This is a genomic window from Vibrio sp. OY15 (assembly GCF_000742455.1).
GTDB classification, from domain to species: Bacteria; Pseudomonadota; Gammaproteobacteria; order Enterobacterales; family Vibrionaceae; genus Vibrio; species Vibrio alginolyticus.
This window is the reverse complement of sequence record NZ_JPIL01000001.1, coordinates 25,777-50,181: the sequence shown is the minus strand read 5'-3', so window position 1 is coordinate 50,181 and position 24,405 is coordinate 25,777. Positions and strand designations below refer to the sequence as shown.

The following is a 24,405-nucleotide window of genomic DNA, read 5'->3' as shown; positions in this document are numbered from 1 at the left end:
CGATGAATACCGCAACGAGAAACCTCTCAGGAGAGGCGCCTAAGAAGCGTAACAGTAAAGTGTTGCCAGATGGACCAGATTGGACATTTGAGCTGTTAGAGCGATACCACAAAGAAATTAAGCGTGTCGCGGAGCATTATCGCCTAGACACTTACCCTAACCAAATAGAAGTGATTACTTCAGAACAGATGATGGATGCCTATTCAAGCATCGGCATGCCAATCAATTACAACCACTGGTCATTTGGTAAAAAATTCATTCAAACAGAGCAGAACTATAAACATGGTCAAATGGGGCTAGCCTACGAGATTGTGATTAACTCCGACCCTTGTATTGCTTATTTGATGGAAGAAAATACGGTAACAATGCAAGCACTCGTGATAGCACACGCGTGTTACGGCCATAACTCTTTTTTCAAAGGTAATTACCTATTCCAAACGTGGACTGACGCCAGTTCTATTATCGACTATCTGCTGTTCGCCAAAAAGTACTTAGCCGAATGTGAAGAACGATATGGCGTAAAAGAAGTGGAAAAGCTGCTCGACTCTTGTCACGCGTTAATGAACTTTGGTGTAGACCGCTACAAGCGTCCAGAGAAAATCTCAATTACAGAGGAAAAAGCAAGACAAGAAGAACGCGAAGCATACCTACAATCTCAAGTTAATGAGCTTTGGCGCACGGTACCAACAGCCAAGACGAAAGAGGAAGACATTAAAGAGCGATTCCCAAGCGAGCCTCAGGAAAACTTGCTCTACTTCTTCGAAAAACATGCGCCGTTGCTAGAGCCATGGCAACGTGAAGTTGTTCGGATCGTCCGTAAGATCAGTCAGTATTTTTATCCGCAAAAACAAACGCAAGTCATGAATGAAGGCTGGGCAACGTTCTGGCACTACACCATACTCAACCATCTTTATGATGAGGGCTTGGTGTCTGAAAAGTTCATTCTAGAGTTCTTACATAGCCACACCAGTGTCGTGGCTCAGCCGCCTTATAACAGTCCTTACTTTAATGGCATTAACCCCTACGCGTTAGGCTTTGCCATGTTCCGAGATATTAAGCGTATCTGCGAAGAACCAACTGATGAGGACAAGGAGTGGTTTCCAGATTTAGCAGGAACCGACTGGTTAGATGCAGTGCATTTCGCGATGCATAATTTCAAAGATGAAAGCTTTATTAGCCAATACCTTTCTCCGAAATTAATGCGTGATTTCAAGCTGTTTGCGATCAACGATGATGACCATAAGAACTTTATTGAAGTCGCTGCTATACACGATGAGATGGGTTATAAACGCATTAGAGAAACCTTAGCCGCTCAGTATAACTTATCTAATCTTGAGCCAAACATTCAGGTGTTTAATGTCGATGTCCGTGGTGATCGATCGCTTACGTTGCAGTACGTTCCTCACAACCGCATCCCACTTGATGATAGTTACGAAGAAGTTCTAAAGCACGTGTACCGATTATGGGGCTTTGATGTCATTCTCCAAGAAGTGAAAGACACCGGTCACCGAGAGGTGTTAGCGACCTGCCCTAAACGGAACCAATACGACACTAACATTTAACTAATACCGCGATACGAGTAAAACAAAAAAGGCTCCTAATTCAGGAGCCTTGTTTATTCTTAAATCTATATGAGCATTTGTTACGCTTGCTTTGCAACAATCGCGCGCACGGCTTCTAGGTCTTCGGGCGTATCAACCCCTGTCGCTGGTGCTTCTTTCGCTACCGCCACATGAATTTTTTCACCGTACCAAAGCACTCGCAGTTGCTCAAGACACTCAATCTGCTCTAATGCACTTGGTGCCCAGTTGACATACGTATTAATGAAACCAGCTCGATAAGCATAAATACCAATATGACGCATTAATGGGTTGGCAATGGTTTTGTCTTGTTTAGCAAAGTTATCGCGATCCCAAGGGATGGTTGCTCGACTAAAGTACAACGCATAGCCTTGCTCATCTGCGACAACTTTAACAGCGTTCGGGTTGAACACTTCCTCTTCCGAGTCTATTTCTACAGCTAACGTCGCCATCGGGGCTTCACACCCTGATAAGTTATCAGCGACCTGACGAATGATGGACGGCGGAATCAAAGGCTCATCCCCTTGCACATTAACAATAATGTGGTCTGACGGAATAGCCATCTTTTCAACAACTTCTGCAAGACGCTCCGTACCTGATTCGTGCTGGGGAGAGGTCATACAAACTTTACCACCAAATGACGAAACCGCTTTCGCAACACGCTCGTCATCAGTTGCAACGATGACATCTTCCGCACCCGCTTGTAGCGCTTGTTCATAAACCCACTGAACCATAGGCTTACCACCAATATCCGCTAGCGGTTTACCAGGCAAACGGCTCGATGCGTAGCGCGAAGGGATGACAACCGTAAAAGACATTAGCGTCCCTCATCCATGCTCATAGCGCGAGCTTCAGGCTCTAGCAGAACTGGAATACCCTCTTTGATCGGGTAAGCAAGGCGATCCAATTTGCAGATCAACTCTTGATTATCTTTATCGTACGTCAGCTTACCTTTGCAAACAGGGCAAGCTACAATCTCAAGTAGACGGTGATCCATAAGCCGCTTTAACCTCTTTTATTCTATTTAAAATTTGCTCTGCATCGTTTGACTCAAACTGGGCAGATACAGGCAGATACCACCAATTATCTTGCGCATAATGGCTGCACTTGACGGCATCTTTCTCGGTCATAATCACATTGGTCCCTTGTTGAGCCAATGCTTCTAATTCTTGTTGATCAAAGTCTTGATGGTCAGCAAAACCTTTTGTGACTTTAACATTTGCGTTCATCGAGTTTAGTGTATGAAAAAAACGCGGAGGATGCCCAATGCCCGCAAATGCGACGAGATCTTTCAACTCCGAGACATCCACATGTTGCTTAGTCTTAAGATTAATAGCTTTAGAGGGTGCTAAAGCCATTGCGATTTCGCCCGTATGCGCTTGACCGCCATTGGTGATGATAAAGTCGACTTCTTTAAGTCGCTCAATACCTTCACGTAAAGGACCTAATGGAATCAGGCTTTCATTCCCAAACCGGCGATTCCCATCCACAATCACTAACTCAATATCACGGCCTAACGCATAATGTTGTAATCCATCATCCGTAATTATGATATCCACATCCAAATCTAGCAGTGCTTTCACTGCATTTGAACGCACAGGATCTACCGCAACAGGTGCTCCTGTACGGCGATGAATCAACTTAGGTTCATCGCCACAATGCTTCGCTGGCGTATCTTCTTTTAGCACTAACGGATAGGCAGGAGCCTTTGCCCCATAACCACGAGAAACAACCCCCGGCTTAAAGCCCATTTGCTGTAGTTGCTCAACAAGCCACACAACAACTGGTGTTTTACCATTGCCACCAGCAGTGATATTGCCAACCACAACAACAGGTATAGGCGCATTATAAGCTTGCTTGCGGCCAGTTTGGTATTGCTTTCGCTTTGACTTGCTTATCGCTCCAAATAATAAACTCAGTGGCCACAAAAGCGGCCACAAGAGATATTTTATTGGATGGCTTTCAAACCAGATTTTTTCAATCACCGCGCTTATTCACCAAACTGAATACGGTGCAATTGTGCATACGCACCATTTTTCTCAATAAGCTCAGCGTGGTTGCCACGTTCAATGATGGCACCATCATCAACCACAAGAATTTCATCGGCTTTCTCGATTGTGGATAAGCGGTGCGCTATTACAAGTACCGTTTTGTCTTTTTGCAGCTCATCAAGTGCAGCTTGAATAGCTCGCTCGGATTCAGTATCCAAAGCTGAAGTTGCCTCATCAAGAATTAGCACTGGAGCATCACGCAATAGAGCTCGCGCAATCGCAACACGTTGGCGTTGACCACCAGACAAGCTAGCACCATTTTCACCAATCATCGCATCTAGTCCGCCATCCATCTTACTGATGAACTCCATCGCATGCGCGAGTGTTGCCGCTTTCTCGATATCACTGCGCTCGTATTGGCCATCCGTTGCGTACGCAATATTGTTTGCTATCGTGTCATTAAACAAATGAACATTTTGCGATACTAGTGCAAATTGCTGACGTAAATTCTTTAGCTCGTAATCACGAATATCATGCCCATCTAATGTGATAGATCCACTGCCAACATCATAGAAGCGGTTGAACAAGTTCGCGATGGTACTTTTACCTGAGCCAGAACGGCCAACTAGCGCCACCGTTTTTCCTCTTGGAATATCGAAGCTGACATTTTCCAATGCTGGTTTTTCTGCGCCAGTGTAAGTAAAGCTTACGTTTTTAACCGAAACATCGCCATTTGCGCGTTCAACTGTCAACTTACCTTCGTTTTTCTCAGGCTCGAGGTCAATTAACGCGAAGAGCGTTTGGCTCGCGGCCATACCACGTTGGAACTGAGAAGTAACGTTAGTCAGCGCTTTAAGTGGGCGCATCAGACCAAACATTGCAGAGAACACAACAGTAAATGTACCTGGAGTCAGTTGCTCTTTAATCGAATCAATACTTGCTAAATAAAGAACGGCAACAATTGCAAGTGATGCAATCATTTGGATGATAGGGTTAGCCGCCGCTTGAGCCGTCACCAACTTCATGCTTTGTTGACGCATTTGGTTGCTGACTTTTTCAAATCGTTGACGTTCGATGTCTTGGCCGCCATAGCTCAACACAACTTTATGGCCTTTCAGCATCTGCTCTGCTGATGCAGTTACGTTACCCATCATGGTCTGCATATTTTTGGATATTTTTCTAAAACGTTTAGAAACAACACCAATACCCCATGCCACAACGGGAGCAACAGCAAACAGCACTAGCGACAATTGCCAGCTGTTGTAAAACATCAAGACTAACAGACCAATGATACTTGCGCCTTCACGGACAATGCTCACCAACGCTTGGCTAGTTGCCGCTGACACTTGCTCTGAGTCGTAGGTTATACGCGACAATAAATTGCCCGTCTTTTCCTTATCAAAGTAAGACACCGGCATATGCATAAAGTGATTGAACACCATGCGACGGACTTGCATAACTACGTTGCCAGATACCCAACTCAAACAGTAGGTGGAGACAAATCCACTTATGCCACGAATGAACATCATAGCAAAAATAATCAATGGAAGCGTGCGTAAAAAATCAGACTCAGCGTTCCCAAAACCTTCATCGAGTAGCGGTTTTAGCAAGGAAATCATATAAGTATCTGATATTGCATTAATAACTAATGCTAAAACAGCAACGATTAGGCCAGATTTATAAAGGCGTATAAATTGCCAGAGACGCTTAAACGTCTGCCAAGTCGTTTCATCAGTATTTGTTGACATAGAAGTGCTTTGTTTTCTTACATTAAGGCATTCATTCTACTCTGTTAGCGCTCATATGCCTATCCCTAGAACGTACACTAAGTTTGCTAACGTATAAGACTGCCACTTTTACCCAGTAGATCTCCAATGTGTCATTGGCTAACCTACTCTGACTCAACTGATATTCAATCTTAAATATGAAAATTGGGGGATCAAGCCTCATCGTGAAGCAAACTTGACCATCGTACCTGTTCATCTACTGATAAACATTAATAAATGTGTTATGTCCACTTAGAGAAAGTCTTTTAGTCTTTTATATTTCGCTCTATACTCTTGATATGTTCATTCTTATTTACAATAAAAAATATGCAAGTCATTCCCATTGTTCATTGCTTTGATAACAACTATGTTATTCCAGCTGCAGTAGCATTCTATTCTTTGCTTGAGAAATCAGATAAAAACTACAAATACCAGATATATGTCTTACATGAAGATATTACGCTGCTAAATCAAGAAAAATTAAAAAAAACCATACAAAAATTCAAAAACTCAGAACTTATTTTCATTAATTTCAATGAAAATGTCGACTTTGAAAATGATTGGAAAAACATAAAGACAAAAGGTCATTACTCTAAAGCTATGTTTTACAAACTTAGTATTTCAAGTTTAATTAAAGAACATAAAAAAATGATCGTATCTGATGTCGATGTTATTTACTTAAATGACATTTCAAAAGATTTTATAGAATATAATAACAACGATGATAATAATTATATATCAGGGGTATTCTCCGTAGATAAGATCCTAAGCTATAATGATGTTTATAAAAAGAGTTTTTCTAATGAAGAGATTAGCCAACTGAAAATAGGTGCTGGATACTTTTTTATGAATGCCGATCTCATTAGAAAAGATAATTTAGAGAAAAGGTTTAAAGACTACCTCGAAAAAAACTCTCACAGATTAATACAGCCAGAACAAGACGTTCTAAACTTCTGTTGTCACCCTAGAGTTGGAAAATTACCCTTAAGAAACATGGTTTGTAACTATGTGTATAGTATGTATGACAGAAAAGAGTTTGTGGATGAGGTTAACTATACTAAAGAAGAATTATTGGATGCATATGATAATCCGATTCAACTCCATTACGCATCAAGAGTAAAACCATGGAACAAATTAGATTCTATAAAAGCTAACTTGTGGTTAGAATGTATACTTAAGACCGAGTTTTTCGAAGACTACTTTTCTAGCTTAGAGCAACTAGCCAGACCAAATGGTGAAAAGAAACTATTTAGTTTTACACTACCATTAAAAAAGAATAAAAAATTCAGGTTGGATATATTAAAAATAAAAAGCTAAAACTTACAGACCTAATTCGACATTAGGTCTTTTTATATTAGTTCCGCTACGCAGCATCTGCCTATACCAAGGCTCAAATGTATCGCTACGTTTGGTTTCTGAGCGCCAATTATCACGGTGAATAAAGAAGCTTACCTGACCACCCTCACCAGTATCAAGCCAAGTAACGCCAAGCTTTCGGTATGAAGCAACGACATTTTCCGCTGGCATTCCCCATCGATTGTTTTTTGCTAAAGAAGCAACTGCCACACTCGGGCTCACCGCCTCAATAAATCGAGGATTCGATGAACTTTTACTCCCGTGGTGAGGGACTAGCATCACATCGCTTTGTAACTTTCCGGGTTCTCTAAGCAAAATCCACTCGCTAATGGCCTCAATATCACCAGTAAAAAGCATACTAAAGTTAGAAATAGGGTCAGTAAGTCGTAATACACAGGAGTGCGGATTATACGCACGTTGAACAAGTGCAGGAGGCCAGAGCACTTCCATGTTTAATCCTTGCCATTTCCATTGGTCGCCTCTAGTGCAAGGCTCATATTCGATAAAGAATTGACTACTAAGTTTACGCTGTGGAGAAAAGGCATCTTCAATGAAAAAGCGGCCGCCTGCGTGATCATTATCGGAATGGCTTAGAATCAGTGTATCTATGCTTTCATAACCTCGTTGATGCAAAACCGGAGTGACGACCTGCTCTGCGATACTGCCGCTTTGCCATGCTTTACCAGTGTCATACAGCAACACCTTGTCGTCTTTTTCTACAACCACTGCAAGGCCATGACCTACATCTAATACATCGATACGCCAATGCGGTTCATACTCCGCTGCAAACTTGATACTAATAACGATGCCGAGTAACAAATACCACGCGTAATGAGACATGAACCGTTGAAATATTAAGCAAACCACTATCACCATAACCAGCATTGTCATTTCCATGCTAATGGGTTGCCAAGAACCTACTGCGTACTGTATTGACGTGCTCAATGGCTGTAATGACCAGTCCACCAAATGCCACAGAGGCTTCGCTATCATTTCAAGAAACAAAGATGAGAACAGGGCTAGAAACATCAAAGGTACAACGATAAATCCGAACCAAGGAATAAATACCAAGTTGTAGGCTATTGAGGACAAACTAAAACCGGAGAAGAAATGGCCACTAACAGGTACGATTAAAGCGCTCAACATCAATTGAGTAAGCAATAACGCTTTTAATCGCGCTTTCCAACCTCCCCTTTGATGTCGAATCAAATTAATTGCGAACAATACCGCACAAACGGAGAGGTACGATAACCAAAAGCTCATACTGTAGGATGCAAAAGGTTGGACAAGCAGTTGTAGAGATACTGCAAGCAAAAGAACTCGCCAAGAAGTCCAGTGCACCAGAGTATACTTCAGGAGAACGTAAACAACGCATACCGACACTGCTCGCGTAGTAGGCAGAGAGAAATCCGCTAACCAAGCGTAGGCAACAGCGAAGATCAGCCCATATAAGCTAGGTAACAACTGGTATTGGGGTAATAGATAACGAACGGTACCGCCCACGACTAGCCCAAAAGTAAACGCCATACCAATATGTAAACCAGAAATGGAGACCAAATGCAGTAAACCACTGTCCCTGAGCGCTTGCCAATCTTCCTTAGACAACCAAGAACGGTCAGCAAAAACTAACGCACTTATTAACGAGAAATGATGAAGGGAAGACACATCATCAGCGACATCGGCAATAATGGATTGACGCAGAGATACATTAGAACGAACAATCCACTTAGCATCTTTGTTAACAACCGCTCGGGCGATAATATTTTTACTCATCGCGTGCTTTTCAGCATCAAAGCCAGCTTCGTTGCGTAGACCTGTAATCGGCTTTAACGAGATGGATGTCGTAAACTCACTGTTAACATCGAGTGGAAAAGGCGTAATAAGACGGATTTTAGGTTTAAGAAAAGGTAACAGAGTTTGAGAATTTACCGCTTCTATAGCGACAATACCTTCATAACCGTGACTTATTTGCGTAAAAGGGCTGTCAACTTTACCAATTATGGTAATATTCTCCCCTGCTTGAAAAAGGGCTTGTCTCTGAGACTCCAATACATTGCCGTGGACGATGACAACCATAAAGCCCGCAATTGCGCCTATGCTAATTAAGCCACGACGTAATTTGATTATTGAGCCAGTGGTTATTATTCCCAGCAGCAACCAACGCCAATCTGGTATTGTCGGCCACCAAGCTGACGAGATTACGCTCGCTACAAATAACGCCAAGGTCCAACTTTTTTCTGAGAGAGTCATGCTGTCCTATGCCTAGAAAGCTGATAAAACGCTTCATGCCAGATCATGAATTGATCAAACGCCAAAAAGCATTGAAGGTCTTCGGCAATGTGTTGTACAACCCAAACTTGTGGTGCTTAAACCGCCGCTCGGCATCAGGGGCTTTTGCTGTCGGGTTATTTATGGCTTTTGTTCCGCTGCCGAGCCAAATGATCATGGCCGCTGGTTTGGCCATTATGTTGGGTGTCAATCTGCCCCTCTCCGTCGCTTTGGTATGGATCAGCAATCCTATCACTATGCCTGTGCTATTTTACTTTGCGTACAAGCTAGGTGCTCTAGTGATGCGTCTTCCCCCGCAACCTTTTCACTTTGAACTATCGTGGGAATTCATCATGCAGCAAATGAGCACCATTGGACCTCCATTTCTATTGGGCTGCGCAATTTGTGGGGTTGTATCCGCGATTATTGGCTACTTCGGAATTCGAGGGCTTTGGCGCTACTCAGTGGTACGGAGCTGGCAAAAACGCAAAATAAGATAAGACCTTACTGCGTAAAAATCAGCATTTGAGCTATCAGTTGAGGGGCATCTAACAGTTAGAATGAAACGCGATGTTACTCAAGTCGGATAAATACAAAAAAGGACCGAATTCGGTCCTTTTTGTTTTTCGCATACTGTAAAACAATCAGCTATTTAGAACTCAGTACAGCCGCCGGATTCAACCTTGCGGCACGCGAAGCAGGATACCACGTCGCAAGTAAACTAAGCACTATAGCCGTCACTGACACCAATGCCACATCTGGCCAGTGTAGTTGTGATGGTAAGAAGTCGACGAAGTAAATATCACCCGATAAAAACTGATGACCAATTAAGCTCTCTAACCCTTTAATTAACGGAGTCAGGTTTAACGCCACTAAGACACCGATAACACTGCCGACGAGACTGCCAAATACACCAGAGAATACACCTTGCCAAACAAAGATCCGTTTGATTAGGCTATCTTTTGCTCCCATTGTTCGCAAAATTGCAATTTCCGCCGCTCGGTCTTTCACTGCCATCATCAACGTAGACACAATATTAAAACATGCCACGCCAATCACCAGTACCATCACCAAGTACATAATGGTGCGCACGAGCTGAATATCGCGATACAAAAAACCAAACTTTTGCTGCCAGCTTTTCAAATACACGTAAACATCAACCATGCTACCAACCTCGCGAACAATAGAAGGCGCATTGAGAACATCGTCAGTTTTTAGTGAAATGCCTGTGACCCCTTCCCCTAACCTCGCGTATTGCTGCGCATCAGCTAATGGTACTAACGCTAGAGAGTGGTCGATTTGGCCATTCAACGTTAAGAACCCTGACACCTTCACGCGCACACGCTTAGGAGCCTGCACTTTATTTGCGCCGCCTGTTTGCGGAATCATTAACGTAACATAATCCCCCACGGCGACATTTAGCTCGTTTGCTACACCTCGGCCTAAGATCACTTGCTGCTGACCGGCATAAAAGTTTTGCCAAGCTGCTTGGTCAATAAAATTCGATAAGCTCGACACCGCTTGCTCGAAAGTAGGCTCTACACCACGAACTTCTATCGCTTTTAGCTTACTGCCTTTTTCTGCCAAGCCCGTAAAACGAACGTACGGTGCTGCCGCAACAACATGTTCATGTTTTAGAGCTTGATTCATCGTTTTGGTGTAGTCCTGAAGTGGTCCATTAACACCTTCTAACTCGCCGTGTGGAATCACAGACAACACACGCGATTGCAGCTCGCGCTCAAAGCCATTCATTGCAGACAAACCGATAATGATCACAGCAACGCCAACCGCAATACCAATGGTCGAAGAAAGCGATATGAAAGACACCATCTTGTTGCGCTTTTTCGCTCGACTGAAGCGACCACCAATCATCAAAGCTAAAGAGGTAAACAAAACTAGCCCTCCGCAGATGCTGTATCAGTCACAAAACGATCTACGAGCAAACCATCTTGCATGTGCATTTGACGATCCATTTTTGCTGCCAGCTCTTTGTCATGCGTGACAACCAAAAATGCAATGTTTGACTCTTTATTGAGCTCGCGCATCAAATCATAGATAGACAGTGCCGTATTGTGATCTAAGTTCCCCGTAGGTTCATCAGCCAAGACCAGATCAGGTTTATTCACCAATGCACGCGCAATCGCAACACGCTGACGCTCACCGCCCGATAACTCGGAGGGTCTATGTTGCATCCGATGACTCAAACCAACTTTATCTAACAGCGCTTTAGCCGCCTGTTTTGCATCCGCTACTTTAGCACCGCCAATCATCAGTGGCATCGCCACATTTTCAAGCGCAGTAAAGTCAGCCAATAAGTGATGAAACTGGTATACAAAACCAAGGTGCTTGTTGCGTAATGCCGCCTGTTTGTTCGAGCTCAAAGCTGATAAGTTTTGCCCTAGAAAATCAACTTCACCATGAGTTGCGTCATCTAACGCACCTAAAATATGCAATAAGGTACTTTTTCCCGAACCAGAAGAGCCAACAATAGAAACCAACTCCCCTTTGTCGATATCGAAACTTACGCCTTTCAACACTTCCGTATCTAACGAACCCTCTCGGTAGACTTTACGAATATCACGACATTCTAATAGCTTATTCATAGCGAAGTGCCTCAGCAGGTTTAACAGAAGATGCTCGATAAGAAGGATAAAGCGTAGCAGCAAGGCTAAGAGCAATCGCCAACACCACCACTAAAAGAATTTGCAGTGAATCAATCAAGATGGGTAGATGACCACCAAAGCTGAATAGCGCCACACCAGCAGATTCAAGAATCGCATTTAGATTAAGTGACAAGATCACGCCCGCGGCGCCACCAACAATCGCGCCAATTACACCACTGCTTGCACCTTGCACCATGAAAATGGTCATCACTTGAGATTGAGTCATGCCTTGAGTTTTCAATATTGCGACTTCTGATTGCTTCTCCATTACTACCATGATTAAAGCGGAGATAATATTGAATGCAGCGACACCCACAATTAGACCTAGCATAAGTCCCATCATGTTCTTTTCCATTTTCACCGCTTGGAAAAGCTCACCACGCTGTTCGCGCCAATCACTCCATTCCCATCCATCAGGCATGGGTTGGTCAGCAAAATCCGTCACCATAAATGGGTCAGAGAAAAAGACACGCCAACCAGAAACCGTGTCTTTAGGGAAACGCATCAGCTTAGATGCATCCGTCATGTTCACAATCATTAATTGACCATCAACGTCCGATCCCGTATTGAAAATGCCTGAGACAGTGAAGTTTCGCTGGCTAGGAATACGACCAAGTGGGGTAAACTGCGTCGCGTTGGTCACCATCAAGCGTACTTTATCCCCGATTGAGACCTTTAGTGAACGTGCCAAACTGTGACCCAAAAATACATTGTAGTCACCTGCTTGAAGTGACGATAATCGTCCGGCAATCAAATGGTTGCTAATCGGATCGCCTTTCTTAGGTTCAATACCGATGAGGTAACCAGCCGTCAGCTGTGCAGAACTCTGAATAACAGCCTCTCCTCTAACGATAGGCTCCGGCTGGGATTCACTCGACATCGCTTGAACAAATGGAGGAGCAGACTCGGTCATAGGTGTTTTTCCATCGTGTTGCGAAACAACGGCATGAGGTAGCACACCTAAAATGCGTTCTTTTAACTGCGATTCAAACCCGTTCATCACAGAAAGAACCGTCACCAACGCCATTACACCGATCGTAATACCCGCCGTCGACATATAAGAAACAAATCGGCTGAACCTATCTCCAGAGCGTCCCCGAAGATACCTTAAGCCAATAAACAATGAGATAGGATGATACATATAAGACAAACCAACTGGTTGTTTTGATATAAAGCTTTAGCGGATTATCTTACCTTACTCTTCTCATTAAGAAGACAAGAGAATCGCTAAATTTGTCAACGACATGCAATAAGTCTGTATTTAGGGCAAAAAGTTCAAGGACAAATCGGCTAAACTTGATAACTTCATTCAGTTAGCGATAATCAGTGCCCTATTTCTCTTTGTTTGTTGAGTGAACAGGGAGCGCTCACAGGCAAAAGGATGACTATATGACAGAGCAAGAATACTTTACCGTCCATCATAACCTCACCATCAACGTCGAAACGTTAAGTGAGGACTTTGCTTTGCCAGATGAAGAAACGTTTGTCTCCGAAATTCCAGCACCATTTATTGTCGCCAGTGAATTTAGTCACTTAGATATGTTGGCAGACAACGCGCGTCTAGAGCTGAAAAACAAAGAGTTAAAGCATGTGATCAACTTGCTTGATACGCAAAACGCGAAACTTAACCTCTTGTTGAGCTTTATGCTTTCACAACAAGATGACGCCTCCATTCGCTATCAAACGACGCAGTTTGGTGCTAGTCAACTCAGTTTCCGCTCAGATACAGCGTTAACTACTCAACAACTCGTTCGTGTTAAACTGTTCCTCGATCACCCTGCTGCGGCGATTTACTGTTACGCTCAAGTAGAAGAATGTGATGCTTCAGAGCAAGATTTCATTATCACGCTTAGATACAAGATGCTCCGAGAATCTGATCAAGATTTACTGATAAAGGCGGCACTGTATCAACAACAAAAACTTTTACGTCAGCGCTCGATGGAGCGAGATAAAAAATAATTCCTATGACAAAAGCAACGATTCTTTCCGTCACCAATCCTTCAGAGCGTGGCGACAAAAAACAGCTAGGTAATTTGCCGGGCGCAGCTCTACCTCTAGCCATTGCAGAGCTGGCCAAACAGCATTCGAGTCACTCGCTACTCGTTGTGCCTGACCCGCAAATTGCTTTAAAGCTTCAGGCAGAGATTGAGCAATTCACCGACCAAACGGTAAGCCTGTTCCCCGACTGGGAAACGCTGCCTTACGATAACTTTTCTCCGCATCAAGAAATCATCTCTGAACGTATCGCACGCCTATACCAACTGCCAAGTCAACGTGATGGCATAACCATCGTCCCGGTCAGTACCGTATTGCAACGCCAATCGCCACGTGATTTTTTGTTGCAACACACTTTAATGGTGAAAACTGGTGATCGGCTCTCGCTAGAGAAGTTACGTGTACAACTTGAAAATTCAGGCTACCGCCATGTAGATCAAGTATTTGGACCAGGTGAATATGCAAGTCGTGGGTCTATTCTGGATCTCTTTCCTATGGGCAGCAATGACCCGTACCGCATCGACTTCTTTGATGATGAAATAGATACCATTCGCACGTTTGATCCAGAGAACCAACGCTCTATCGACGATATTCAGCAAATCCAATTGCTGCCTGCACATGAGTTCCCAACCACTAAAGAAGCGATTGAAGATTTCCGCACACGTTGGCGCACCCAGTTCGACGCACGCCGCGAGCCTGAATCAATCTACATGCAAGTGACCAAAGGCACGTGGCCCGCTGGTATTGAGTATTGGCAGCCGCTGTTTTTTGACCATACCGAGACTTTATTTGAATATTTGCCAGAAGACTCTCAAGTCATCACATATGGTGATATCGAATCTGCGGTCGATACTTTCTTAACCGATGTCGAATATCGATACGACCAGAAAAAAGTTGATCCGCTGCGTCCTCTTTTGACTCCTGAACAGCTTTGGTTGAAAAAAGACGAACTTTTCAGTCAACTAAAACAGCTCCCTATCGCTCAATTGAGCCTAGATAAAGTGGTTAAGCGTGCCGGTCGTCAAAATCTACCAGTACAATCGTTAGCCGAGCTTGGCGTTCAACAACAAAATAAAGAGCCGCTCTCGCGCCTTCGTCAGTTTAGTGAGCAATTCAGCGGCAAAATCGTTTTCTCGGTAGAGTCAGAAGGTCGTCGTGAAGCACTAACGGAGCTGTTGCAAGGCATCAAAGTTCGGCCAGTCGTACATGGCTCACTTTACCAAGCTCTAGACTCGGGTGATCGATTCAGCTTGATCTTAGGCGCAGCAGAGCATGGTTTCATTCACGAAGAGCTGAACTTCGCTCTGATCTGTGAAAGTGATCTACTCGGTGACCGTGTTATCCAGCGACGCCGCAAAGATAAAAAAGCCGTCAACAGTGACACCGTTATTCGCCATCTTGCGGAACTAAAACCCGGTCAACCTGTGGTTCATATTGATCACGGTATTGGCCGCTACATCGGTTTACAAACACTTGAAGCCGGTGGCATGAAAACGGAATACGTCACCCTTGAGTATCAAAACGATGCCAAGCTCTACGTGCCAGTTTCATCACTGAATCTTATCAGCCGTTATTCTGGCGGCGCTGAAGAGAGTGCGCCACTGCATAAATTAGGTGGTGAAGCGTGGGCAAAAGCACGTCGTAAAGCGGCAGAAAAAGTGCGTGATGTCGCGGCAGAATTGCTGGATGTGTATGCTAAACGAGAATTAAAACCTGGCTTCAAATTTGAGCTAGATCGTGGGCAATACGCAACATTTAAAGCAACATTCCCGTTTGAAGAAACAGATGACCAAGCGATGGCCATCAATGCCGTATTGTCAGACATGTGCCAGGCAAAAGCGATGGATCGCTTAGTGTGTGGTGACGTGGGCTTTGGTAAAACGGAAGTCGCTATGCGCGCAGCATTTGTCGCAACGGATAACAGTAAACAGGTCGCCGTACTCGTACCAACAACCTTGCTTGCTCAGCAGCATTTCGAAAACTTCCGTGACCGTTTTGCCAACTTACCAATCCGAGTTGAAGTACTGTCTCGTTTTAAATCTGCCAAAGAACAAAAAGTCATTCTGCAAGACGTTGCCGATGGTAAAGTAGACATTGTCGTTGGTACGCATAAGCTGCTTTCGAGCGACATTAAATTCAAAGATTTAGGTTTGTTGATCGTTGATGAGGAACACCGCTTCGGGGTTCGTCAAAAAGAAAAAGTCAAAGCAATGCGTGCGGATGTGGACATTCTTACCCTCACCGCAACACCAATTCCACGCACACTGAATATGGCAATGAGTGGCATGCGAGACCTGTCGATCATCGCGACACCTCCTGCACGCCGTTTAGCCATTAAAACCTTTGTTCGACAAAAAGAAGAGCCAGTGGTCCGTGAAGCGGTACTGCGTGAAATTATGCGTGGTGGTCAGGTTTACTTCCTGCACAATCAGGTTGAAACCATTGAAAAAACGGCAGAAGACTTACAGAAACTCATCCCAGAGGCACGTATTACCGTGGCTCATGGTCAAATGCGCGAGCGCGAACTTGAGCGAATCATGAATGACTTCTACCATCAGCGCTTTAATGTGTTGGTGTGTACAACCATCATCGAAACCGGTATCGACGTACCAACGGCAAATACCATAATCATGGATCGTGCGGACAATCTTGGCTTGGCGCAGTTGCATCAATTGCGTGGCCGTGTTGGACGTTCGCACCATCAGGCCTATGCTTACTTATTAACGCCACATCCAAAAGCCATGACCAAAGATGCCATCAAGCGTCTTGATGCGATTGCTTCACTAGAAGACTTAGGTGCTGGCTTTACGTTAGCAACCCACGATTTAGAAATCCGTGGTGCTGGTGAGCTGCTTGGTGATGAGCAAAGTGGGCAAATTCAATCCGTTGGTTTTACACTTTATATGGAAATGCTGGAACAAGCAGTGCAAGCATTAAAAGAAGGCAAGGAGCCATCTTTGGATGAGCTGCTTCGTGAGCAAACTGAAGTGGAAATGCGAATCCCAGCGCTCTTACCAGATGATTACATTCCGGATGTAAACACACGACTGTCGATGTACAAACGCATTGCGAGTGTCACAAGCAGTGATGAACTATCAGAGCTAAAAGTGGAACTGATTGATCGCTTTGGTTTGCTTCCAGACGCAACAAAGAACTTACTTGCCGTCTCAGAATTGAAAATTTCGGCTGGTAGTTTAAAAGCGAAAAAGATAGAAGCCCATGATAAAGGTGGATTTATCGAGTTTTACCCTGATGCTGACATAAATCCAGCGTATTTAGTTAAACTGCTGCAATCACAGCCGCAAAAATTTGCAATGGAAGGTCCAACTAAGTTCAAGTTTAGCGTACCATTGGTGGACCGACGTAAACGCATTCAGTTTGTTCAAGACTTACTGAATGATTTTAAACAGAATTTATTACCAACGAGCTAATAGTCGAATGAGAATACTGATCCCATTATTGCTTCTATGTGTCTCAATGCCCTCTTGGGCACAGCGCCAATTTGATATTGAAGTGATCATTTTCAAGCGAGCAGTCGACGCTGAAAGCACAACAGAATCTTGGCCGAATCAACTGCCAAAAATCGATATGGAAAATGTCGGTAGCCTAGAGAGTGAATCCTACCGCCGCTCTAAAGGCGTGACACTTTTGCCAAGTTCTTCTTTCCGTCTCAACGCGCAAGAAGCGGCACTAAATAATCATGCCGGCTTTAAAGTGCTTAAACACGTAGCCTGGCGTCAAGGTGACCGAGGTAAATCTAGCGCCCCAATTTTCCGCATCGTTGGCGGGCGAGATTTCTCTGATTCTTATCAAGCAGATGGCCGCCCAATCAATGGCAATCAAACATTTTCCAGCGACGGTTACAGTGAAGAGACGGTCAATGGTCCTTTATATGAACTAGATGGTCGATTCCAAATATACGTACAGCATTACCTCTTCGCCGAAACAACACTAGATCTGCGCGAACCAAGTGTTAGAGAGGTGCGTTTTGAACCAACCTCAACTGAGCAATTGGCGGATGACTTAGGTGAAGTAGATGGTAACGTCCAAGTCGGTAACTTGGCAGAAATATCGCCGACAGTAACCGAAGAGAAATTCCTGAAGAGTTATCGAATGGATCAAAAACGTCGTATGCGTAGCAGCGAGACTCATTACCTAGATAACCCGTTGATGGGTATGATCATTCAAGTTCGTCGGGTTCGATAAGCACGAGCGGTTCGACAAAGCGCAGCAAAGCTGCGCTTTGTTTTTATCTGCTATACCTCAGTTATTCCTAACCAACGCAGAGCAAGGAAAATAGCTGCGTTCAAGTATAAATAGACAGCTTTCAATTTACTTACACTCAACATGGAAGTCGTATTAGTTCATGAGTCCAGACTTTGAAATCATTGCGCCCCGCTTAGCGCTCAAGCTCATCCCTGCTGAAGAAGCACATTCACTACAACGATTACTTGCAGAATCCCCTTCGCTGCACCAATGGCTTGACTGGTGTGATAAAAACGTCACATTGAAAACCGCGCAGGACTTTCTGTTGGCAACCCGTCTTAACTGGGTCAAAACTGAGGCTTTTGGTTTCGGTATCTATGAGCGGCAAAGTAACACTTTGGTTGGAATGGCAGCGGTTAATGAGTTATATCATACGTTTAATATGGCGAGTATTGGTTACTGGGTTGCCGACCGCTATCAACGGCAAGGCTATGCCCAAGAAGCCGTTAAAGCCTTAGCAGAATTCTGCTTCGCAAAGCTAAGTTTAACTCGACTAGAGATTGTTTGTGACCCCGACAACGAAGCTAGCCAAGCCTTAATTGAGTCCGTCGGTGCACAAAAAGAAGCCATCGCCAGAAACCGGTTTATTTTTCAGGGTAAGCCTAAAGATGGCGTTGTGTTCTCACTTTTACCGACAGATCTAACATAAACAAAAAGCCACCGACTTGCGGTGGCTTCTGCATTTTTTAAGATACAACACATCCACACAGAGTGGATTTAAAACCTTAGTGCAGCTTAAGGTTTGGACGCAGCACGCGATTAATGCGGCCGACGAGCATCATCAGACCGGTTTTGAATACACCATGCAACGCCATTAGGTGCATGCGATACAATGAGATGTAAACGACACGAGCAATACGGCCTTCTACCATCATCGACCCTTTAGTTAGGTTCCCCATCAGACTACCAACGGTTGAGAAGCGACTTAGAGACACTAATGAACCGTGATCTTTATATACATAGTCTTTCAACTCGCGCCCGTTGATCTTCGCGACGATGTTACTAAATGCCTGGCTTGCCATTTGGTGTGCAGCTTGAGCGCGTGGCGGCACGAACGAACCGTCAGACTGGGTGCATTGTGCTAAGTCACCAATAACAAAGATGTCATCATCTCGTGTTGTCTGTAGTGTGTTTTTCACTACAAGCTGATTGATACGGTTCGTTTCTAAGCCAGCGATATCTTTAATAAAGTCTGGAGCTTTGATACCTGCAGCCCAAACCATGATTTGAGCTGGGATTTTCTCACCATCTTTTGTAGTAAGGCCATCTTTTTCAGCTTTAGTCACCATAGTGGCGGTGCGCACGTTTACGCCCAACTTCACCAACTCTTGATGAGCAGCAGAAGAAATACGTGGAGGTAACGCTGGTAAAATACGCTCACCTGCTTCAATCAGATTGACGTTCAACTTGCTAGAATCAAGATCACCGAAGCCATAAGTGCGCAGCTCTTTAACAGCATTATGTAACTCAGCTGATAGTTCAACGCCAGTTGCACCAGCACCAACAATCGCAATATCGACCGTACCGTTACCGTTTTTCGCGTGCAGCTTTAGGAACTCGTTGTTCATTTCTGTACGGAAACGGTGTGCTTGCTCAGGGCTGTCTAGGAAAATACAGTTTTCACGAACGCCAGGCGTGTTGAAGTCGTTTGATGTCGAGCCAATCGCCATCACTAGAATGTCGTATTCTAGCTCACGGCTTGGCATAAGAAGTTCACCGTGTTCGTCTTTAAGCTCACTTAAGATGATAACTTTACGTTCACGGTCGATGTCTTGAAGACTACCCATTTGGAAGTCGAAGCTGTGGTTTTTTGCATGAGCTCGATAGCTCAGTGCATCTACTCCTTCGTCCAAAGAACCTGTAGCAACCTCATGCAATAATGGCTTCCACAAGTGGCTCGCTTTTCGATCGACTAGCGTAATTTGCGCACGGTTTTTGCGACCTAGAGTTCGACCAAGCTTAGTTGCCAACTCAAGACCACCTGCACCGCCGCCTACAACGATAATGCGTGTCACAATGATTTTCCTCTACAAAAATGAATATATGGGGTTCAGCTCGATGCATGACTCACAAACATTTGTGGCATCCATCCAACCGATGAATTCTTGGTTCTTAGAGGTGTCTCAATTACTTGGATTAAAAAACTACCACCCACTTTGATTCTTTATCTATCAATGACTTGTCAGGGTTTGGCATGTTTATCTGGTACGCATACGGCGCCAGAAGTTTTTGGGCAAGTTTATTACTCGCTCTCAATTTTTTTTGATATTTATCAAATTATTTTAGTCCGGTTCATTATATAGAGACCAACTTTGAAGGCAACCAAAATCCGTGTAACGAGTACGGATTGACTACTTTTCGACTACTCTACAACAAGGTGTTCGTGCTACATAGGAGGTAAGTAAGAAAACGGTAAGGAGAACACAATATTCAAAGCGTTAAACCAAGAAAATGTGCCTTTCAAAGAGACAGTGGCTCGGCATACTCAAGAGAAGGAATCGCAGCAAAGCAGCCGATAAAAACGCCGCTTTACTGTCTACACTCAACATTAGTAAGTATTTTTAAATGCCTTTATCGCTTGTAAATGATGAGAGATTTTTTTGAACTTATGAGACTGAGTTTCATCCCAAATGATTTGATAGTGTTTTTCTAACTCAGCTGCCGTTTTCGAATTGTCATGCACTTCATCATCTTTAGAGAGAATCACTAAGCAGTGCGCTTGATTTTTCGCTCGGAACTGATCAACACATTTTGTTGCGATATCTTCGTACTCTTCTGGGCGATCGATTCGACCAGCCATCGTTTTTTCTGGGTGCAAGTTCGGGTTGAACATCACTTGCTTGATACCGCATAGAAAACCAATTCGCTCAGACCAGTAACCACCTAAACCTACCCCACAGATTAACGGGTTTGGGTCATCAGATTGATCGATAACTTTAGACACTTCTTTTAACAAGTGTTGCATGTCGTGCTTTGGGTGAAGGGTGCTGTAATTGATAAAACGAACGTCGTCGTCGATAAATTGCAGTTGAAGAACTTTTTCGTGGTTACCCGGGCTTGTACTGTCAAAGCCGTGTAAGTAAATAATCATGTGTACCTCTCCCTGTGTGTATCTGGTACTTTTATTAAAACTACCACTATTTCCTTACTGTTAAAGGGGAAAATATCACGAGTTCTCAAAACAGTGATCTTCCATACACAATGAGCCTTTCAACTCATACGCACTGTTTAAGTATTGTTCAGTTCCCCACAATTTATAGGCAAGTAGATACCAGAGCATCGCCATCACCAAGGTTCTTGGTTGCCAAGCGTGTACACCTCTCAGCCAAAGAGACACATCTTCGATACCTCGAATTTGGCAATACTGCTTTACCGCTTCTTCCACAGGCGCATTCGCGACCTGAATAGTTAAGGTCAAATCTAGCCTAGGGTCAGCAATCCCGGCATACTCCCAATCAATGACTTTCACCCCACTCTCCCCTCGCACTAGGTTGTAACACCCCAGATCGAAGTGACATAGGGCAAGCGGAACAGGTGCAACGTTCGGTTCCGTGCGCCACTTCATGTACAAAGCCTCAAACTCCGTACCCACATACTGACCATCAAGCTCAAGCCAATAATGATCGATGCGAGAAATATATGAAAATGGAACCAAAGGAATTGCGCTTATCGGATATTGATGAATCTTCGCCGCAATGGATAATAAATCGCTTAGTGCTAAGCCTGACTCCGTCAGTGCCTCTCCTTCTATCCATTCCACCAGCAACCCTTGCTCATGAATAAAAACTGGCTTGGGGCCAATTTCCAATGAAGAGACTGCATTCAGCACTTGATATTCACTGTGACGAGAAATTGAAAAAGCCTTGCAGACATGACTGGTCGGTCGCCAGATGTATGCAAGGCCTTGAGAAGATTCCAACCGCCAACAGCGGTTGGTTAGCCCCCCGGTAACAGTTTGTACTTTTACCGGAGGCTCCGTAAAGAAGCCATCGAGAGCATTAAGACTCGGATCTAACTGTTTTGCTTGTTGCCAAGAAAACCATGCCATTGATGACTTCTCCACCCTGTTCGATTAAAGACCGAATAGGCTCTTAGATTGCGCTTTACGAATTTCAGTTTCATCCGCCCACTCAATCAAACCTGTTTCTAGGTCCATTAGGCGCATGGTCATCTTGTAGTATACATCTTTATCGCTACCTGCATTTTTCACAATGCTAGATAGGTTGCCGTAAAGCATGTATTGAGCACCAACCATTTTACCAAATTGGATCGCTGTGCTTTGGTTAACAAGCTCATCCGTGTTTTGGAAGTTAAGTTGTTCACGCACAGACTCAACACGATCCATATCAACAAAGCGGAACTTACCTGAGTTCAACATCTTAGTAGAGATCGTGTCAGTAATGGATTCAGTGTCAATATGTTCACTGGTTTTGTTCTTAATTCGCTCAACAAAAACGATAGGACGTTGGTCACGAGTAATTGCTGCTACAGAGCCCGACATCATCATGCTATCCACCATTTCAGCCGCGATTTTTTGTAAATCTGTTGAGCCAAAATCGATAGTCGTGGTTTCTGTTGCTTGCGCATCGCCGTAAGAGACTTTGTTAGAACAGCCACCTAAAATGACGGCAAGACCTAAAAGAGCAATAATACTTTTTTTCATGAGAGTTCCTTAGTTTTTCAATACCAGCGCATCGTTAGCGCGGCAGCTTCGGCAGAGCCGTTAAGATTAATCGTCTTGTGCTTCTCTAATTTGCACACGGAATTTTGTGCCATTTGGATTCACAGTAACTTCAGATAACGTGACTTGCTCAAATCCTCGCACAATCATTTTTCGCCACGGACCAGGTTTGGTATTCACTTCTAAACCATTGTTGTCATACCAATAAAATCGGTAAAGAATGTGCTGATCACCTTTGTAATTGCTACTCAACTGCACGACTCCTCGTGGGCGATCATCAACGTAAGTGGTGGTGATGTTGTCAACTAATAAGCGACTACCTAAAACGTTATCATTAAAGAATACTTTTTGCGTTTGGCCATCAATTCGAATACCAGCCGTGTTTTCGGCGCATCCAACTAAACCAATAGCCATTGCTAAACAAACAAGCCATGCTTTCATTACAGTCTCCCTAGCTGTTTATGCCACACGGTTGAGTGTGCTCCCTGACGAGATACCCATACCAATGTAGTCTGCTGTGCAGGCACTTCAAACTGATAGGTTTGATCACCCAAGTTTAAACTTTGTGTTCCCGGTTTCACGATTTTTGAAGCCGTTTTCACTTGCGCTGGCAATGTTTGCCAACTTCTTGTATCTGGCTGTTCGGTCAATGTGTTCCATACATTGAAAAGTATGTTGCCCACATCATCGCCTTTTTTCGCCGCCTCTTTTCGGATTCGATCTTTTGCCCAAACACGAAGAGCTTGACGGATCACTATTGTAGTAAGACGTTCATTAAGATCGTTTTGCGCCATCGCATTAACATCAGTCAGCGTACTGGAAGGCAATACCTGACCATTTAAAACAACATCGCTAAAACGTTGAGCACCTCGGTTCTGATAATAAGGAAGCGCCAACGAATAAATCGCGCCATTATCGCGACTGTCGTAAATCGGTAAATCAATACGCCACCCTTTCATCGCCTCAACAACACCCTGCTCATCAATAACGATGACTCGCCCTTGTGACTGAGTTAATCCAGAAGGTGCTTTGCCATACCGCTTCTCTAGCATGCGCAAGTCTTCACGCATGCCTAACTTCTTAGCAGCGTATAAGGTGCTTTCTACAACTTGCTTGTTGTCTGGCATTACAGCGAGTGCTCGTCGGTAATCAACATAAGCACTGTTTAAGTCTCGCGACGCTTCATATAACAAGCCAGAAAGATAGAACAGATAACCATTTTGTACCGCGCTTAGTTTTTTACCAGCATCAGGGTAGTTCGCTAATACACTGCCTAAATTGGCAGACATGCCTTGCTTGTTAAGGTCTTTCTCTGCTGCTTTTAGCTCTTTTTCACGCGCATTTCTTGCCGCTTCCTGAACTTGATTAGCTCGACGCACTTCAACTAGTGCTCCTTCTAAATCGTTTTTCTGTAAGTAATTTAGTCCTAGATACAGGTGCAAAAAGCCAAGTTCGTAATCGGCGGGATGATAATCTTGGAGATTGTCGTTCACTGCGAGAGAGCCGACGCTCGTTGCCGTGTCTGACACAGATATCGTCGCTCGATCTTGTTGAACACGTACGGCACGATCGCTGCTTTCTAGCGCATTCAAACTTGTTGGGTAATCTTCAGCAAGAAAAGAGATGCGACCTTTTTCAAAATTGCCAAGTATCTCGCCACCCACTTCACTTGATTGAAGTTGTTTTGCTTTGGCATATTCCCCTGCAACAACGGCTTGATAAACTTCTTGATTCTGGTTGCTGTAATGACTAAACAGATTGCCCGCAGATAAATTCGCGCAGCCAGAGGCCATTAAAGCCCAGCTCATCAGCCCTAACAGCTTTACACCTAGTTTCACA

Annotated in this window: 21 protein-coding genes; 7 read left to right on the top strand and 14 right to left on the bottom strand. The window is 44.1% G+C overall.

The features are described 5' to 3' along the window. The first annotated feature begins 2 nt into the window (after positions 1-2). Positions 3-1,562 (top strand): SpoVR family protein, encoded by a 1,560-nt coding sequence (locus IJ23_RS00205; RefSeq protein ID WP_005378449.1) that lies wholly within the window; start codon positions 3-5, stop codon positions 1,560-1,562. 80 nt (positions 1,563-1,642) lie between these two features. Here the strand turns inward: IJ23_RS00205 and kdsB are convergent, their stop codons facing one another. From kdsB to msbA, 4 genes are read right to left on the bottom strand one after another with little or no spacing between them, the layout of a single operon-like run. Next, entirely contained in the window at positions 1,643-2,398 is a 756-nt protein-coding gene (gene kdsB, locus IJ23_RS00200; RefSeq protein ID WP_033905045.1) for a 3-deoxy-manno-octulosonate cytidylyltransferase, read from the bottom strand. After that, positions 2,398-2,577: a Trm112 family protein gene (locus IJ23_RS00195; protein ID WP_009707122.1), complete on the bottom strand. Its 180-nt coding sequence runs from the start codon at positions 2,575-2,577 to the stop codon at positions 2,398-2,400. Before IJ23_RS00195 ends, kdsB begins: the two co-directional genes overlap by 1 nt. Continuing rightward, positions 2,558-3,565: a tetraacyldisaccharide 4'-kinase gene (gene lpxK / locus IJ23_RS00190; RefSeq protein ID WP_017634739.1), complete on the bottom strand. Its 1,008-nt coding sequence runs from the start codon at positions 3,563-3,565 to the stop codon at positions 2,558-2,560. Before lpxK ends, IJ23_RS00195 begins: the two co-directional genes overlap by 20 nt. A 5-nt stretch (positions 3,566-3,570) precedes the next feature. Next, on the bottom strand, positions 3,571-5,319 hold the full coding sequence (gene msbA, locus IJ23_RS00185) for a lipid A ABC transporter ATP-binding protein/permease MsbA (RefSeq protein ID WP_033905044.1): 1,749 nt from the start codon (positions 5,317-5,319) through the stop codon (positions 3,571-3,573). 345 nt (positions 5,320-5,664) lie between these two features. Between msbA and IJ23_RS00180 the strand changes: the two genes are divergently transcribed. Then, positions 5,665-6,654, top strand: a complete 990-nt coding sequence (locus IJ23_RS00180) for a glycosyltransferase family 8 protein (protein ID WP_033905043.1) — start codon at positions 5,665-5,667, stop codon at positions 6,652-6,654. 3 nt (positions 6,655-6,657) lie between these two features. On the opposite strand, the gene IJ23_RS00175 is transcribed toward IJ23_RS00180, so the two are convergent. Next, positions 6,658-8,943, bottom strand: a complete 2,286-nt coding sequence (locus IJ23_RS00175; RefSeq protein WP_050550044.1) for a DNA internalization-related competence protein ComEC/Rec2 — start codon at positions 8,941-8,943, stop codon at positions 6,658-6,660. Positions 8,944-8,951: 8 nt separating this feature from the next. Here IJ23_RS00175 and IJ23_RS00170 point away from each other — a divergent pair, with 8 nt between their 5' ends. Continuing rightward, entirely contained in the window at positions 8,952-9,461 is a 510-nt protein-coding gene (locus IJ23_RS00170) for a DUF2062 domain-containing protein (RefSeq protein ID WP_005387834.1), read from the top strand. A gap of 148 nt (positions 9,462-9,609) precedes the next feature. Here IJ23_RS00170 and lolE read toward each other — a convergent pair whose 3' ends face one another. Genes lolE through lolC form a run of 3 tightly spaced genes read right to left on the bottom strand, consistent with a single transcriptional unit; the run spans position 9,610 to position 12,765 of the window. Further along, positions 9,610-10,854: a lipoprotein-releasing ABC transporter permease subunit LolE gene (gene lolE / locus IJ23_RS00165; RefSeq protein ID WP_033905042.1), complete on the bottom strand. Its 1,245-nt coding sequence runs from the start codon at positions 10,852-10,854 to the stop codon at positions 9,610-9,612. A 2-nt stretch (positions 10,855-10,856) separates the two neighbouring features. Further along, positions 10,857-11,564 carry a lipoprotein-releasing ABC transporter ATP-binding protein LolD gene (gene lolD, locus IJ23_RS00160; RefSeq protein ID WP_005378457.1) on the bottom strand — a complete coding sequence of 236 codons (708 nt, stop codon included), beginning with the start codon at positions 11,562-11,564 and terminating at the stop codon, positions 10,857-10,859. Next, positions 11,557-12,765 (bottom strand): lipoprotein-releasing ABC transporter permease subunit LolC, encoded by a 1,209-nt coding sequence (gene lolC / locus IJ23_RS00155; RefSeq protein WP_031778997.1) that lies wholly within the window; start codon positions 12,763-12,765, stop codon positions 11,557-11,559. The genes lolD and lolC overlap by 8 nt, the downstream gene beginning before the upstream one ends. 248 nt (positions 12,766-13,013) lie before the next feature. Here lolC and IJ23_RS00150 point away from each other — a divergent pair, with 248 nt between their 5' ends. From IJ23_RS00150 to IJ23_RS00135, 4 genes are all read left to right on the top strand, one after another. Continuing rightward, positions 13,014-13,583: a hypothetical protein gene (locus IJ23_RS00150; RefSeq protein ID WP_025766933.1), complete on the top strand. Its 570-nt coding sequence runs from the start codon at positions 13,014-13,016 to the stop codon at positions 13,581-13,583. A 5-nt stretch (positions 13,584-13,588) separates the two neighbouring features. Continuing rightward, the gene (mfd, locus tag IJ23_RS00145; RefSeq protein ID WP_033905041.1) at positions 13,589-17,050 is read left to right on the top strand and encodes a transcription-repair coupling factor; all 3,462 of its coding nucleotides are present in this window, start codon (positions 13,589-13,591) and stop codon (positions 17,048-17,050) included. A gap of 7 nt (positions 17,051-17,057) precedes the next feature. Then, on the top strand, positions 17,058-17,825 hold the full coding sequence (locus IJ23_RS00140) for a peptidoglycan binding protein CsiV (protein ID WP_021707672.1): 768 nt from the start codon (positions 17,058-17,060) through the stop codon (positions 17,823-17,825). A gap of 160 nt (positions 17,826-17,985) precedes the next feature. Beyond that, positions 17,986-18,534 carry a GNAT family N-acetyltransferase gene (locus IJ23_RS00135; protein ID WP_005387823.1) on the top strand — a complete coding sequence of 183 codons (549 nt, stop codon included), beginning with the start codon at positions 17,986-17,988 and terminating at the stop codon, positions 18,532-18,534. Positions 18,535-18,610: 76 nt separating this feature from the next. On the opposite strand, the gene IJ23_RS00130 is transcribed toward IJ23_RS00135, so the two are convergent. The 6 genes from IJ23_RS00130 to IJ23_RS00105 all read right to left on the bottom strand — a co-directional run bounded on the left by IJ23_RS00130 (position 18,611) and on the right by IJ23_RS00105 (position 24,404). After that, a complete protein-coding gene (locus IJ23_RS00130) occupies positions 18,611-19,900 on the bottom strand; it encodes an NAD(P)/FAD-dependent oxidoreductase (RefSeq protein ID WP_005378463.1) in 1,290 nt (429 codons plus the stop codon). 533 nt (positions 19,901-20,433) lie between these two features. After that, positions 20,434-20,976: an alpha/beta hydrolase YcfP gene (gene ycfP, locus IJ23_RS00125; RefSeq protein ID WP_005378464.1), complete on the bottom strand. Its 543-nt coding sequence runs from the start codon at positions 20,974-20,976 to the stop codon at positions 20,434-20,436. A gap of 75 nt (positions 20,977-21,051) precedes the next feature. Then, entirely contained in the window at positions 21,052-21,933 is an 882-nt protein-coding gene (thiK, locus tag IJ23_RS00120; protein ID WP_017634746.1) for a thiamine kinase, read from the bottom strand. 24 nt (positions 21,934-21,957) lie between these two features. Continuing rightward, positions 21,958-22,548, bottom strand: coding sequence for a penicillin-binding protein activator LpoB (gene lpoB, locus IJ23_RS00115; protein WP_005378467.1), 591 nt, complete (start codon positions 22,546-22,548; stop codon positions 21,958-21,960). Positions 22,549-22,614: 66 nt separating this feature from the next. Next, on the bottom strand, positions 22,615-23,007 hold the full coding sequence (locus IJ23_RS00110) for a YcfL family protein (protein WP_005378469.1): 393 nt from the start codon (positions 23,005-23,007) through the stop codon (positions 22,615-22,617). Continuing rightward, positions 23,007-24,404, bottom strand: a complete 1,398-nt coding sequence (locus tag IJ23_RS00105) for a COG3014 family protein (protein ID WP_005378471.1) — start codon at positions 24,402-24,404, stop codon at positions 23,007-23,009. The genes IJ23_RS00110 and IJ23_RS00105 overlap by 1 nt, the downstream gene beginning before the upstream one ends. Between the last annotated feature and the right edge of the window lies 1 nt (position 24,405).